The organism is Streptomyces sp. NBC_00094 (genome assembly GCF_026343125.1).
GTDB lineage: Bacteria > Actinomycetota > Actinomycetes > Streptomycetales > Streptomycetaceae > Streptomyces.
The window spans coordinates 1,138,571-1,152,375 of the sequence record NZ_JAPEMB010000001.1 but is presented as its reverse complement, the minus strand read 5'-3'; the positions used below and the strand labels follow the sequence as shown (position 1 = coordinate 1,152,375).

Below are 13,805 nucleotides of genomic sequence, written 5' to 3'. Positions count from 1 at the left end.
GGCTGACAGGCCTTCGGACCGTCAGTCGCGGCTCACCGGCCGTACGTACCGCGGCAGATCCTGGCCTGATCGCTGTCGGGATCCCAGCCCCCGTACCGCTGACCCAGGTCGCACACGTCGGCCCGGGACATCGGCGGCCCCTTCGGCCCCTTCGGCAGCGCCGGAAGCGTCGGCAGTTCGGGAACGGCCGGCCGGGGCGCCGGTCGCGGAATCTCGCGGTGCCGCGGTACGGCGGCGGGGCGCGAGGGCTGCGGGCGTGGCGGGGCCGCCGTCCGTCGGTGCTGTTCCGGTACGGGTCCGGGCGCGGGTGTCGCGCGGGGCGCGGGGGGCGGCGGGGGAGCGGGGAGCGCCGCTTCGAGGGCCTCGCGGGCCGGGCCCTCGACGATCTGCGGCGCGACTTCCTGGGCGGGGAGGACGGAGGACTCCGCCGCGGGCGCGGGGACGGGCGCCGGGGGCGGTGTGTCGACCGAGACGCAGCCCGCCAGGGCGGCTACCGCCGCCCCGACCAGGATCTTCGCTGTGGTTCGGGTTCCATGCACCGCGCCACTCTGCTGGTCCGGTGGGGATCTTCGCGTCCCTACCGGCCGGGAATGCCCCGCACGGGTGTCTCCGTGGGCCCCGTCTTGACCTGCTCAGTCGCCGGTGGCGCCGTCGATCCGCTCCCGGATCAGGTCCGCGTGGCCGTTGTGACGGGCGTACTCCTCGATCATGTGCAGGTAGATCCAGCGGAGGTTGAAGGTCCGTCCGGTGCGGTGCTTGCCCGCGCCCAGGTCGTCGAGACCGTGCGGGGCGGCCAGGGCGCGCGCGTGGGCGATCTCGGCCTGCCAGTTGGCGTAGGCCTCCTCGTAGGTGTCCTCGTCCGTGGTGTGGATGTCACGGTCGTAGTCCTCGTCGGTGGAGTAGAACCACGGGGCCTCCTCGCCGGCCAGCACGTTGCGGAACCAGCCGCGCTCGACCTCGGTCATGTGCCGGACGAGACCCAGCAGGTTGAGGTCGGACGGAGCGGCGGAGGGGGTGCGGAGCTGGGCGTCGTCGAGCCCCTCGCACTTCCTCGCGAGGGTCGCACGGTGGAAGTCGAGCCACTGCTCCAGCGCCTCACGCTCGCCCGAGGTGGTGGACGGGTCGACACGGGGCACGGATTCGGTGCGTTCGGTGGTCATGCGCGGCATCGTCCCCCATGATCACCGGCCGCGCCACCGGTTTGTGGCGGGGCCGCAGGGTCGGTCGCCGGTCTACGCCCGGTGAACCCCGAGCATGCCCCGGAGCAACTCGTCGAAGCCGGTGCGCAGTTCCGCGTGGGTGGGCACCATCGCGTGGAAGGAGCCGGCGGCGCACGAGAACAACAGCCCCTCGCACCAGGCGATGAGGGAGAGCGCGTGGCGTTCGGGCGCCGGGGAGCCGGCCGCGGTCATCGCCGCGACGAGCGGGCCGTGGAACACGGAGCCCGCCGCGTCGAAGAAGGCGCGGAGCTCGGGGCGGCGGGTGGCCTCAAGGGCCAGCTCGTACCGGGAGACGAGCAGGGCGCGGTGGTCCGTGAGGTAGCGGTGCAGGGCGAGGGCGAGCGCGTCCACGAGGGCGTCGATGCCCGGGGGTACACCGCCGCCGGGAGTGTCCGGGCCGCCGCTGCCCGGCAACGCGTCCGGGGCCAGGACGCGCGCCTCCCAGTGGACCTGCCGCCGTACGGCCGTCTCCAGAAGGGCCTGGCGGGTCCGGGCGTGATTGGACGTCGACCCCTGCGGCAGACCCGCCCGCTCGTCCACGGCGCGATGGGTCAGGCCCCGCATGCCCCGCTCGACGAGCAGGTCGAGAGCGGCGTCACCGATCCGCTCGGCGCGGGAGGCCGGGGCGGCCTGGGCAGCCGGGGAGTCGGGTCCGGTGGGCGCGGGCGGGGTGGTCATGGGGACAACCTACTACCGGCGCGACTACACCTGTAGTACGGTCATGGCGTCGGAGTCACTACACCTGTAGTTCCGCGATCCGGGAGCAGCCATGGAACAGCACCGCGCCATCGTCGTCGGAGCCGGAATCGGCGGGCTCACCGCCGCCGTCGCCCTCCACCGCAACGGCTGGCACGTCACCGTCCTGGAGCGCGCCGCCGACCTCGCCCCCGTGGGCGCCGGCATCGGCCTGGCCCCCAACGCCCAGCGGGCCCTGGACGTCATCGGCCTCGGTGACCGCGTCCGCTCCCTCGCCGCCTGGCAGGGCGACGGCGGCATGCGCGCCCCCGACGGCCGCTGGATCGCCCGGACGAACGCCGACGCCGCCGCCGCTCGCTTCGGCGGCCCGCTCGTCCTGCTCCACCGCGCCACTCTCATCGACATCCTCGCCTCGGCCCTCCCCGAGGGAACCGTCCGCACCGGAGCCGCCGCCTCCGTCGTCGCCCCCGGCGACGACCACCGCCCCGCCCGGCTCACCACCCCGGACGGCGAGACCGAGGCCGAGCTCGTCGTCGCCGCCGACGGCATCCGGTCCGAGACCCGGCACGCCCTCTTCCCCGAGCACCCCGGTCCCCGGTACTCCGGCTGCACCACCTGGCGGGTCGTCGTCCCCGCCCCCGAGCGGCCCTTCGCCCCGCACGAGACCTGGGGTGCCGGACGACTCTGGGGCACCCAGCCGCTCAAGGACGGCCGGATCTACGCGTACGCCATGGCCACCGCCCCCGAGGGCGGCCACGCGCCGGACGACGAGAAGGCCGAACTCCTGCGGCTCTTCGGGGACTGGCACCACCCCGTCCCCGAGATCCTCGCCGCCGTCGACCCCGGTCAGGTCCTGCGCCACGACGTCCACCACCTGACCGACCCGCTGCCCGCCTTCCACCAGGGCAGGGTCGCCCTGCTCGGCGACGCCGCGCACGCGATGATGCCGAGCCTCGGCCAGGGCGGGAACCAGGCCATCGAGGACGCCGTCGTCCTCGCCCACCACGCCCGCTCCGCCCCCGGCTTCGTCCCGACCCGCGCGCTCGCCGCGTACACCGCCGACCGGCTGCCGCGCACCACCGCCCTCGTCCGCAAGGCCGCCCGCACCGGGGCGGTCACCATGCTCTCCGCCCGCCCCGCCGTAGCCCTGCGCGCCGCGCTCGTCGGCGCCGTCTCCCGCCTCGGCCCGGGCCTCGTGCTGCGCGGCTTCGACGGCATCGCCGACTGGCACCCGCCGGTGGTCCCGGCCCGCCCCGCGTAAGCTGACCAGCGCGAACGGCCCGTGCGAGCGCGGCCGGTGGAACGAGCGTCACGACAAGAGCGACACGACAAGGGAGACCCCGTGAAGGTTGGCTGCATCGGACTCGGCGACATCGCGCAGAAGGCCTACCTCCCCGTCCTCGCCACCCTCCCCGGGGTCGAACTCCACCTCCAGACCCGCACCGCCGCGACCCTGGACCGGGTCGCCGACACCCTCCACCTGCCCGCCGCGCAGCGCCACCGGGACCTCGACTCGCTGCTCGCCGCCGGGCTCGACGCGGCCTTCGTCCACGCGCCGACCGCCGCCCACGCCGAGATCGCCGGCCGCCTCCTCGAAGCGGGCGTCCCCACGTACGTCGACAAGCCCCTCGCGTACGACTACGCCGACTCCGAGCGGATCGTGGAGCTCGCCGAGAAGCGCGCGGTCAGCCTCGCCGTCGGCTTCAACCGGCGCCTCGCCCCCGCCTACGCCCAGTGCATCGAGCACCCGCGCGAGCTGATCCTCCTCCAGAAGAACCGGATCGGGCTGCCCGAGGACCCCCGCACGCTCGTCCTCGACGACTTCATCCACGTCGTCGACACCCTGCGCTTCCTCCTCCCCGGAGAGGTCGAGCACATCGACGTGCGCGCCCGCATGCGCGAAGGGCTCATGCACCACGTCGTGCTCCAGCTCTCCGGCGACGGGTTCACCGCCATCGGCATGATGAACCGGATGAACGGCTCCACCGAAGAGGTCCTGGAGGTCTCGGGCCAGGACACCAAGCGCCAGGTCCTCAACCTCTCCGACGTCGTCGACCACAAGGGCCAGCCGACCGTGCGCAGGCGCGGCGACTGGGTGCCGGTGGCCCGCCAGCGCGGGATCGAGCAGGCCGTACTGGCCTTCCTCGACGCCGTACGCGACGGGCGGCTGCTCAGCGCCCGCGACGCCCTGCTCACCCACGAACTGTGCGAGCGCGTGGTCCGCGAGGCGCTGCTCCAGGCCGTCTGAGGGCGCCCGCGCCCTCGGCGGCGCACACCGCGCCCACCACGGCGAGCGCCCCGTACAACGGCCAGTCGCCCCACCGGACGTAGCCCGTCGTCGTCGCGGAGAGCGGCAGCTCGCGGACGGCGACGCCGCTCGCGTCCGTGTCGAGCACGGGTCCGATCCGGCGCCCGTCGGGACCGTACGCGGCGCTGACCCCGGTGAGCGTCGCGTGGACGACGGGCCGGCCCGTCTCCGCCGCCCGCAGCGCCGCGAGCGACGCGTGCTGGACGGGTGCCCAGCTCTCCTGGAAGGTGCTGGTCGCCGACTGGACGACCAGGAGCCCGGCCCCGTCCCGTACGAGCCGCCGACTCATGTCGGGGAAGGCGGACTCGAAGCAGATCAGCGGCCCGATCAGCGGCCCCTCGGCCTCCGCGGTGGTGGGCAGCGCCATCACGACCGGCGCGGTGCCCCGCCGCCGGTCCTCCGGGGCCGCCTTCCCGACCGACGTCACCCAGCCCAGGACGGTACGCGCGGGGATGTACTCGCCGAACGGCACGAGCCGCATCTTGTCGTAGCGATCGCCCGTGAGCCCCGTCGGACCGACCAGGACGGCGCTCTTGAAGATGCCCGGGCGGTCGGCCCCGCGCGCGTCCACGTTCACCAGGAGCGGCGCGTCGACCGCCCGCGCCAGCGCGGTGAGCCGGGCGGCGATCCCGGGCTGCCCGGCCGGATCGGCGCCCACGCCGCTCTCGCCCCAGACCACCAGGTCGAGCCGCTGCCCCGCGAGCGACCGGGTCAGCTCCTCGGCACGGTCGAAGCGCCGCGAGGCCCCGTCCGGACCGCCGAAGACCCCGGGCTGTACGAGGGCCACGCGCACCGTCCCGGCCTCGCGCGGCGCCCCGACGCCCCAGGCCGCGGTGCCCGCCACGAGCGCGCAGGCGGCGAGCCCCGCGACCCCGACGGCACGCGGCCCCGGCACCGCGACGAGCAGCACCGCGGCGGTGTTCGCCGCCACCACGAGCAGGCTCACCAGCCAGACCCCGCCGACGGAGGCGAGCCGCAGCGCCGCCGGCACCTCCCACTGGCTCGCCCCCAGCAGCCCCCACGGGCCGCCGAGGCCCTCCCAGGAGCGGACCAGTTCGATCAGCAGCCAGCCGGAGGGCACCGCGAGCAGGGCGGCGACCGCCCGCAGCGGTGACGGCGTGCCGCCGAGCAGGGACCGTACGAGCCACCCCCACGGCAGCCACAGCAGGCCGAGCAGCGCGGCGAGCGGCAGGAGGAAGACGTGCAGACTGGGCAGCAGCCAGTGATGCACGGCGAGCACGAAGCCGACCCCGCCCAGCCAGCCGTCCAGACCGGCGCGGCGGGCCCCCGGAGCCGTACGGATCAGGAGCATCCACGGGACGAGCGCCAGGTACGCCCACCACCAGAGACCGGGGGCGGGGAAGGCGAGCGCGGGCAGTGCGCCGCAGCCGAGGGCGAGGAGGGACCGGACGACGGCACGCCGGCGAGCCGGGGCCCGGCGCCGATCCCGACGCCGGTCCTGGTCCCGGCCGCGGCCTTGGTCCTCGCGCTGACCCCGGTATGCGAACGGCATGCGCATGGCGGCCTCCCGCCCTTGCCTCCAGTGTCCGACGCTCCCGGACCCGGGCGCGGCTCACCGCGGCCCTTCCGGGCGTGCCGCTGTCCCGGCCGCCGGTTCAGTGCCGGCGCCACCGCTCGTCGACGACCACCGAGCGGAGCCGCCAGCCGTCGGCGGTGCGCAGCGCCGTGAAGGCGTAGCGGCCGCCGCAGAGGAAGTCCTCGCCGGTGGCGAAGCGCATCGGGTTCACGTAGTCGGCGCGGATGTCCGCGCCGTCGCCGGACTCCCGGTATCCGCCGGCCTCCCGGAAGAGGACCCGCCGGTTCACGATGAGGTGCTGGCGTACGGGGAAGAGGGTCATCGTCTCGGCGAGCCAGTCGGCCACCTCGCCCGCCGGCCCCTCGACCCCGCCCGAGCCGCGGTAGTCGGCACGGCCGTCGGAGGTGAACAGGGCCCGGTAGGCGGTCCAGTCGGCGTCGTCCACGGCCGCCGCGTATCCGGTGATCAGATCGTCGATGGCGAGCCGGTCCATCACGACCGCGAGGTCCACGCGCTGCGTCATCGGTTCAGTCTCGGGCAGCGGGCGCCCGGCGCCAAGGGGCGTGCGCGTGGGGAGTTGAAGGGCGCAGTCATACTGTCCGACATGCGCGTGAACATCGATCCCGAACTCAGCGACCGGACGTCCTTCTACCGGTTGCTCACCGCCACCGTCGTACCCCGGCCGATCGCCTGGGTCTCCACGACGTCGGCCGACGGGACGGACAACCTCGCCCCGCACTCCTTCTTCACCATCGCCTCCGTCACGCCGCCCGTCGTGCAGTTCACCTCGGTGGGCCGCAAGGACTCGCTGCGCAATGTGGAGGAGACCGGGCAGTTCGTGGTCAATCTCGCGCCCGAAGGGCTCTTCGAGCAGATCAACGCCACGGCGACCGACTTCCCGCACGGGGTGAGCGAGTTCGACGCCTGCGCCGTCGAGCGCGAGCCGAGCCTCCGGGTGAAGCCGCCGCGCGTGGCCCAGTCGCCGGTGGCGCTCGAGTGCGAGCTGCACAGCACGGTGCGGATCGGGGACTCGACGGTCGTCTTCGGCCGGGTCGTGCACGCGGCCGTCGACGAGTCGGTCATGCGCGACGGCCACCCCGAGATGACGCTGATGCGCCCGCTGACCCGGCTCGGCAAGAACGAGTGGGGCACCCTGGGCGGCATCAAGGAGATCGCCCGAGTGCCCTACCGGGCCTGAGGTCCGGGACCGCCGGCGGGCAGACGGCCCAGGCCGTCAGCCCGCGGACTCGCCCGCGTGCGGGCTCAGGGCGTCGGTGCCGACGAGGATGAAGAGCAGGATGCCCAGCAGGATCCGGTAGATCACGAAGGGCATGAAGCTCTTGGTGGTGATGAACTTCATGAACCAGGCGATCACCGCGTAGCCGACGGCGAACGCGATGAGCGTCGCGAAGATCGTCGGGCCCCAGGAGACGTGACCGCCCTCGCCCGCGTCCTTCAGCTCGAAGGCACCGGAGGCGAGGACCGCCGGGATCGCGAGCAGGAACGAGTAGCGGGCGGCCGCCTCGCGGGTGTACCCCATGAGCAGACCGCCGGAGATCGTCGCGCCCGAGCGGGAGACGCCGGGGATCAGCGCCATCGCCTGGCAGAAGCCGAAGATCAGGCCGTCCTTCACGCTGAGGTCCTTGAGCGACTTGCGCTCCCGGACCACCCGGTGGCGGCCGCCGGCCTCGTCGCGGGCGGCCAGCCGGTCCGCGACGCCGAGGACCACGCCCATGACGATCAGCGTGGTGGCGATCAGCCGCAGGTCGCGGAAGGGGCCTTCGATCTGGTCCTTGAACGTGACACCGAGGACACCGATCGGGATCGATCCGACGATCACCAGCCAGCCCATCTGGGCGTCGTGGTCGGAGCGCATCGCCTTGTCGGTGAGGGAGCGGAACCAGGCCGTGACGATCCGCGCGATGTCCTTGCGGAAGTAGATCAGGACGGCCGTCTCCGTGCCGATCTGGGTGATCGCGGTGAAGGCCGCGCCCGGGTCCTCCCAGCCGGCGAAGGCGGCGGTGAGCCGGAGGTGCGCGCTGGAGGAGATGGGAAGGAACTCCGTCAGCCCCTGTACGAGTCCGAGGATGAACGATTCGAACCAACTCATGGGGCTAGGGCCGTCCCGTTATGTACGTGTGCGGTCAGAAGGTCGTGCGCACTGTACCGTCCCGAAGTGACGAGCCCATGATCAGGTCCGTGATGCTCCCGTGACCCGGCCCGGCGGGCGGCGCGGCGCTCCGCACCTCAGACGGTACCGACGGGCTCCCGCGCGGAAGAGGGGGCCGAGGCCGGCGCCGGGACCGCGGCGGGGACCTCGGCCGGAGCCCGCAGGCCGTGACGCTTGCGCCAGGCCACCACCGCCGCGCCGAGGCCCGACAGCACGATGAAGCCCGCGGAGAAGAGGAAGGCCGGCGAGCCCGGCGAACCGGCCTGGGCGCCCGCGATCACGTACGCCGCCGTGTTCGGCACCGTGCCGATCGCCGTGGCGAGGAGGAAGGGCAGGTACCCCATGCGGGAGACCGCCGCGCAGTAGTTGGCCGCCGCGAACGGGACCCCCGGGAAGAGCCGGATCGCCAGCATCGAGCGGAAGCCGTGCCGGCTGAGCTGCCCGTCCGCCGCCGTCAGCCAGCGGCCCCGTACGAACGGCCGCAGCGCGTCCTGCCCCAGGACCCGGCCGAGCGTGAAGGCGATCCCGGCGCCGAGCACCGTGCCCGCCACCGCGGCCGTCAGACCGGCGGCGGAGCCGAACAGCGCCCCCGCCGCCAGGTTGAGGACCGGGCGCGGCACGAACGCCGCCGTGCACACGCCGTACGCGAGGGCGAAGAGCAGCACCGCCCCGGCGCCGCTCGTCTGCTGCGGCCAGCCCGAGGAGAGCAGCCGCTGCGGCTCGTACAGCAGGACGAGCCCCGCCGCGATGAGCAGCAGCAGGGCGAGGATCGAGAGCCGCGAACGGGGCGCGAGGAGAGCCCGGGAACAGCGGACGGCGAGGGAGCCCGGCGGCCGGGGCACGGTGGCGAGCATTCGGGGAGAGTAGCGGACGGGTCCGTATGATCGCCGTAATGTGCGTCATGTCCGTCCGGACCGGAGCCCGGAGCGCGCCGTGACCCGGAGGGCCCCATGACCGACACCGCGCCGTCCACCGGCCTCCCGTCCGCCGCCTCCCGTCGGCCCGCCGACGGCGTCGCCCCCGGCGGCGCCTTCCCCGGGAGCGCCCTCGCCGACACCGTCCTGGACCGGCTCACCACCCTCTACCCCGCCGCGGGGAACCCCTTCCGGGCGCAGGAGATGGTCGCGTACATGAAGGGCGTCGCCCCCTTCCTCGGGGTACGCACGCCGGAGCGCCGCGCCCTGTCCCGCACCGTCCTCGACGGCACGCCCCGCCCCGACGAGGACGACTGCACCGCGATCGCCCTGCGCTGCTTCGCACTGCCCGAGCGCGAGTACCACTACTTCGCCGTCGACTACCTGCGCCGCCATGTGAAGCGCTGCTCCTCCGGCTTCCTCCCCGTCGCCCGCCGACTCGTCACCACCGTCTCCTGGTGGGACACCGTCGACCACCTCGCCGCCCACGTCGTCGGCGGCCTCGTCGCGGCCGACCCCGCCCTCGCGGCCCGCATGGACGAGTGGATCGAGGACGAGGACCTGTGGGTGGCCCGCACCGCGCTCCTCCACCAGCTCCGCTTCAAGGACGCCACCGACGCCGACCGGCTCTTCGCCTACTGCCTGCGGTGCGCGGCCCACCCCGACTTCTTCGTCCGCAAGGCGATCGGCTGGAGCCTGCGCGAGTACGGCAAGACCGCCCCCGGCGAGGTGCGCGCCTTCGTGGCCGGTAACCGCTCGCTGCTCTCCCCGCTCTCCGTCCGCGAGGCCCTCAAGCACCTCGGCTGACGTCCCGTACGGGAAGCACCGGCACAATGAGGGCGTGAACGAGCACATTCCCGTCATCCGCGAGGTCGACCAGGGCACCGCGCGCCTCATGCCCGATGTGGACCGGGAGCAGGCGTGGCTCCTGACGGTCGACGGCGCACCCCAGTCCTATGTCGACCTGGACGATCCGGCGTACCTGGAGTTCGAGTACGCGCGCCGGCTCGCCCATGTCGTCGACGGCGCGGCCGGCGAGGGCGAGCCCCTGGACGTCCTGCACCTGGGCGGCGGGGCGCTCTCGCTGCCCCGGTACGTCGCCGTCGCCCGCCCCGGCTCCCGCCAGGACGTGGTGGAGGCGGACCGCGAGCTGCTCGCCCTCGTCGCCGAGCACCTGCCGCTGCCCGAGGGCTCGGGAGTGACCGTGCACGGCGCCGACGCCCGGGCCTGGCTGGAGGGGGCGCCTGCCGCCTCCGCCGATCTCATCGTCGGCGACGTCTTCGGCGGCTCGCGGGTGCCCGCGCACCTCACCTCCGTCGAGTACGCCCGGGAGGTCCGGCGCGTGCTGCGGCCCGGCGGTCTGTACGCCGCCAACCTGGCCGACGGGGCGCCGTTCGCCTTCCTCCGCTCCCAGCTCGCGACGTTCGCGACGGTCTTCCCGGAGCTGGCCCTGGTCGCCGAACCGGCCGTGCTGCGCGGCCGCCGTTTCGGGAACGCGGTCCTGGTCGCCTCCGGCCGGGAGATCGACATCGCGCACCTCGCCCGACGGGCCGCGGCGGACGCCTTCCCGGCGCGCGTGGAGCACGGGAAGGCGCTGGACCGGTTCACGGGGGACGCGGAGCCGGTCGTGGACGCCGGGGCCGTACCCTCTCCCGTTCCACCGGAGGGCGCGTTCGGGATCGGCTGACGGGCGGCGGGCGGCGGGCGGCGGGTCGCGGCCCCAGGCCTGTGGGCCTCCGGACGGCTGCGGCGCGGGGGCTCCGGCCGCGTACGCTCCCGCGGCCTGCGACCCGGCGGCCCGCTACCCCGCGGCCTGCGACCCCGCCGTCTCCGGCGTCGTGTCCCCGGTCGTCGCCGGGCCGCCCGCGGCCTCCTGCTTCGCGTGCGGACGGCGGGTCATGTTCCGTACGTCCGGCACCAGCAGGACCAGCGCGGTGACGAGCACCATCAGCGCCGCCGCGCCCCACAGGGCCTCGTTCCGGCCGAACGCGCTCTCGGCGGGGCCGGCCAGCGCCGTGGACAGCGGGAGCAGGGCGGTCGAGCCGAACCAGTCGTAGGCGGAGACCCGGGAGAGCTTCTCCTCCGGGATCTCCTGGTGCATGGTCGTCATCCACGAGACGCCGAAGACCTCGATCGCCACGCCGCTGACGAACATCGCGATCGTGAGCCCCGCCGCGTCCAGCGGCACGGCGAGGGCCGCCGAGGGCAACGCGATCGGGAAGACGCAGAGCGTGCCGACGAAGAGCATCCTGCGGGGCTTCCACCGGGTCATCAGGATCGCACCCGCGACCGTTCCCACGCCGTACGCGGCGAGCGCGATGCCCCAGGGGCGGGCGCCGCCCAGCTCGTCACGGGCGACGAGCGGCCCGAACACCGCCTCGACCGCGCCGATCAGCCCGACCACCACGGAGAACTGGGCGACGATCGACCACAGCCACGGCCGCCCGATGAACTCGTGCCATCCCTCCCGCAGGTCGGCGAAGAGCCCGCCGCCCGGGGCCCGCTCGGGGGTGCCGCTCACATCGAGGAAGGCGCGCAGCCCGCCGGCGACGGCGAACGCGAGCGCGTCGATGGCGAGGACCCAGCCGGGACCGACGAAGGCGACCAGTGCGCCGCCGAGCGCGGCGCCGCCGATTCCGGCGCCGTGCATGGCCATCCGGTAGACGGCGAAGGCCCGGCCCGCCTGCTCCCCGGTGACGCTGGACATCAGCATGCCCTCGGCCGCCGGGTTGAAGAACGCCTGCCCGGTGCCGCAGAGCGCGGTGAGCACCATCATCTGCCAGATCTGCGCCTGGCCCGAGAGCACGAGGACGGCGAAGACGGCCTGAGAGACGCAGTTGAGGGCGTTCGCGGCGACCATCACGCGGTGCCGGGGTATCCGGTCGGCCACCGCGCCGCCGATGAGCAGGAAGAGGACGAGCGGCAGGAAGCGGGCCATCGCCACGAGCCCGACGTCGCCGGCGCTGCCCCCGGCCTCGAAGACCGCCCAGGTGGTGGCGATCAGAGCGCCGTGCGCACCGAGATTGGTCACGACCGTCGCGGCGGTGAGCAGGACGTAGTTCCGGCCCGCCCATTCGGGGCGGCGGGAGCGGAGGGAGGTGCGGCTGGGGGAGGCGGCGGGTTTCGTCACTCCGGGACTATCCCTGCCGCCTCCCCCTCCTGCCAAACCGATAAACGGACGGGGCGGAACGTCCAGCGGCCGGTGGGGTCAGGACGTCGGGGTGAGCCTGACCGTGGAGAGGATCTTCTTGATGGTGGCGTCCGGGAGTTCGTCCTTGACGCCGTCGGCCCCGTAGAGGACCCAGGTCGAGAAGTCGCCCTGGGCGTTCTTGAAGGTGAAGGCGATCGACTTGCCGTCCGACTCGCACTTGTTGCGCTTCTTGACGCCCGGCGCCGTGGCGGTCGCCATGCTGCCGGTGAGCCCGGACGCCGTCGTGTACGGCACGGGCTTGCTGATCTTGATGGTGTCCTTGGGCATGTGCTGGGCGTAGCCGCCCCACACCCAGGTGCCGGCCTCGCCGCGCGCGGCGTCCGCCGTGTTCTTGGCGCCCTGGCCGCCCTTGGTGCCCGCGGTGCTCAGGCCCCAGGTCTCCGCGGTGCCGTTCTTGTCGGTGTCGTAGGCGCACCAGTTGCTCTTGAAGCGGCTGGGGCTGGACATCGTGACGAGCGGGGTGCCGTCGTTCTTCTTCTCGTCGTCGAAGTACGTGATCATCCCCGGCTTCAGCACCTCCCACTCGGGCGGTACGTCGAACAGGGTGCCGTACTTGGGGTTGTGGACGACCTTCCAGCCGGGGATCGTCGGCTGGTGGGCCGCGCCGTCACGCGGGTTGTCGATCGGCGGCGAGGACGACTCGGCGCCCTCGGAGGGCTCGCCGGAAGGCGTCGCCGGCGCGGACGCCGTCACGGACGGCTTCTGGTCGTCGGCGTTCGGCTTCTCGTCGTCGTTCCCCGAGAGCACGAGGAAGCCGGTGACGCCGGCCGCGACGACCACGGCGGTCGCCGCCACGATGGCCACGAGGGTCGTCTGCTTCTTCTTCCCGCCGGGCCCGGGCGCACCGGGCTGTCCCGGCCCCTGCCCGGGGACCGCGTACTGGGGCACGGTCGGCTGCTGGTACGGGTTCGGCTGCCCGTAACCGGGCTGCTGCGGGTACCCCTGCTGCCCGTACCCCTGCTGGGGGTACCCGGGCTGCGTCGGCGGCTGCTGCGGGTACCCGGGCTGGGCCGGCGGCTGCTGATACGGGTTCGGCTGCTGGTACCCCGACTGCTGGTAGGGGTTCTGACTCTGGTCCTGCGGGTTCTGCTCGCCCCCGGGCGGCTGCTGTCCTGGCCACATGGCCAGTAACGATAGAGGTGTGGGGGCGGTAGGACCACGAGAGGGATGGCCATTGCTGCTACTGGTGGGTAACATCACGGTCCATGAGCGCAGACCAGATGACCGTCGGCGAGATGCTCGCCGCGACGGTTCCCATGGCCGGAACCCTCAACCTCGAGTTCCTGGAGACCACCGCCGAGCGCGCCGTCGTGCGCCTGCCGGACCAGCCCGCCTACCACAACCACGTCGGCGGCCCGCACGCCGGAGCGATGTTCACCCTGGCCGAGTCCGCCAGCGGCGCCATCGTGCTCGCCGCCTTCGGCGACCAGCTGAGCCGGGCCGTCCCGCTCGCCGTCAAGGCCGAGATCGGCTACAAGAAGCTGGCCATGGGCATCGTCACGGCCACCGCCACCCTGGGCCGCCCCGCGTCCGAGGTCGTCGCCGAACTCGACGCCGGCGAGCGACCGGAGTTCCCGGTGCACATCGCCATCACCCGTGAGGACGGCGCCGTGACCGGCGAGATGACCGTCGTCTGGACCCTGCGCCCGAACGCCTGACCCTCGGACGCCGCACACCGCCCCCGCACCCCCCTTCGGGTGCGGGGGCGGTCGCGTTCCGGGCCGTCGGCACGGAATCGGACATCCCGTC

General features: G+C 73.8%; 15 protein-coding genes. 6 read left to right on the top strand and 9 right to left on the bottom strand.

Annotated elements, in window-relative coordinates; all coding sequences use genetic code 11:
- Nucleotides 1-32: 32 nt before the first annotated feature.
- From OG580_RS04815 to OG580_RS04805, 3 genes are all read right to left on the bottom strand, one after another.
- On the bottom strand, nt 33-539 hold the full coding sequence (locus OG580_RS04815; protein ID WP_267042393.1) for a hypothetical protein: 507 nt from the start codon (nt 537-539) through the stop codon (nt 33-35).
- Nucleotides 540-632: 93 nt separating this feature from the next.
- The gene (locus OG580_RS04810; RefSeq protein ID WP_267042392.1) at nt 633-1,160 is read right to left on the bottom strand and encodes a DinB family protein; all 528 of its coding nucleotides are present in this window, start codon (nt 1,158-1,160) and stop codon (nt 633-635) included.
- A 72-nt stretch (nt 1,161-1,232) separates the two neighbouring features.
- Nucleotides 1,233-1,898 (bottom strand): TetR/AcrR family transcriptional regulator, encoded by a 666-nt coding sequence (locus OG580_RS04805; protein ID WP_267042391.1) that lies wholly within the window; start codon nt 1,896-1,898, stop codon nt 1,233-1,235.
- 91 nt (nt 1,899-1,989) lie between these two features.
- On the opposite strand from OG580_RS04805, the gene OG580_RS04800 reads away from it, so the two are divergent.
- Nucleotides 1,990-3,177: an FAD-dependent monooxygenase gene (locus OG580_RS04800; protein ID WP_267042390.1), complete on the top strand. Its 1,188-nt coding sequence runs from the start codon at nt 1,990-1,992 to the stop codon at nt 3,175-3,177.
- Nucleotides 3,178-3,258: 81 nt separating this feature from the next.
- A complete protein-coding gene (locus OG580_RS04795; RefSeq protein WP_267042389.1) occupies nt 3,259-4,164 on the top strand; it encodes a Gfo/Idh/MocA family protein in 906 nt (301 codons plus the stop codon).
- On the opposite strand, the gene lnt is transcribed toward OG580_RS04795, so the two are convergent.
- Both lnt and OG580_RS04785 read right to left on the bottom strand, forming a co-directional pair.
- The gene (lnt, locus tag OG580_RS04790) at nt 4,109-5,743 is read right to left on the bottom strand and encodes an apolipoprotein N-acyltransferase (RefSeq protein WP_267042388.1); all 1,635 of its coding nucleotides are present in this window, start codon (nt 5,741-5,743) and stop codon (nt 4,109-4,111) included. The genes OG580_RS04795 and lnt overlap by 56 nt on opposite strands.
- 97 nt (nt 5,744-5,840) lie before the next feature.
- A complete protein-coding gene (locus OG580_RS04785; RefSeq protein WP_267042387.1) occupies nt 5,841-6,284 on the bottom strand; it encodes a nuclear transport factor 2 family protein in 444 nt (147 codons plus the stop codon).
- Nucleotides 6,285-6,365: 81 nt separating this feature from the next.
- Here OG580_RS04785 and OG580_RS04780 point away from each other — a divergent pair, with 81 nt between their 5' ends.
- Complete coding sequence (locus tag OG580_RS04780; RefSeq protein ID WP_267042386.1) at nt 6,366-6,959, top strand: flavin reductase family protein; 594 nt, start codon at nt 6,366-6,368, stop codon at nt 6,957-6,959.
- 36 nt (nt 6,960-6,995) lie between these two features.
- Here OG580_RS04780 and OG580_RS04775 read toward each other — a convergent pair whose 3' ends face one another.
- Both OG580_RS04775 and OG580_RS04770 read right to left on the bottom strand, forming a co-directional pair.
- Nucleotides 6,996-7,871 (bottom strand): undecaprenyl-diphosphate phosphatase, encoded by an 876-nt coding sequence (locus tag OG580_RS04775; RefSeq protein WP_267042385.1) that lies wholly within the window; start codon nt 7,869-7,871, stop codon nt 6,996-6,998.
- Between the two features lie 137 nt (nt 7,872-8,008).
- Complete coding sequence (locus OG580_RS04770; protein WP_267042384.1) at nt 8,009-8,785, bottom strand: TVP38/TMEM64 family protein; 777 nt, start codon at nt 8,783-8,785, stop codon at nt 8,009-8,011.
- A 96-nt stretch (nt 8,786-8,881) separates the two neighbouring features.
- Here OG580_RS04770 and OG580_RS04765 point away from each other — a divergent pair, with 96 nt between their 5' ends.
- Together OG580_RS04765 and OG580_RS04760 are read left to right on the top strand one after the other, a co-directional pair.
- On the top strand, nt 8,882-9,652 hold the full coding sequence (locus OG580_RS04765; RefSeq protein ID WP_267042383.1) for a DNA alkylation repair protein: 771 nt from the start codon (nt 8,882-8,884) through the stop codon (nt 9,650-9,652).
- 34 nt (nt 9,653-9,686) lie between these two features.
- The gene (locus OG580_RS04760; protein ID WP_267042382.1) at nt 9,687-10,532 is read left to right on the top strand and encodes a spermidine synthase; all 846 of its coding nucleotides are present in this window, start codon (nt 9,687-9,689) and stop codon (nt 10,530-10,532) included.
- A 114-nt stretch (nt 10,533-10,646) separates the two neighbouring features.
- Here the strand turns inward: OG580_RS04760 and OG580_RS04755 are convergent, their stop codons facing one another.
- Together OG580_RS04755 and OG580_RS04750 are read right to left on the bottom strand one after the other, a co-directional pair.
- Entirely contained in the window at nt 10,647-11,975 is a 1,329-nt protein-coding gene (locus OG580_RS04755) for an MFS transporter (RefSeq protein ID WP_267042381.1), read from the bottom strand.
- A 78-nt stretch (nt 11,976-12,053) separates the two neighbouring features.
- Nucleotides 12,054-13,178 (bottom strand): hypothetical protein, encoded by a 1,125-nt coding sequence (locus tag OG580_RS04750; RefSeq protein WP_267042380.1) that lies wholly within the window; start codon nt 13,176-13,178, stop codon nt 12,054-12,056.
- 98 nt (nt 13,179-13,276) lie between these two features.
- Between OG580_RS04750 and OG580_RS04745 the strand changes: the two genes are divergently transcribed.
- Complete coding sequence (locus OG580_RS04745; RefSeq protein ID WP_267047895.1) at nt 13,277-13,714, top strand: DUF4442 domain-containing protein; 438 nt, start codon at nt 13,277-13,279, stop codon at nt 13,712-13,714.
- The last annotated feature ends 91 nt before the right edge of the window (nt 13,715-13,805 follow it).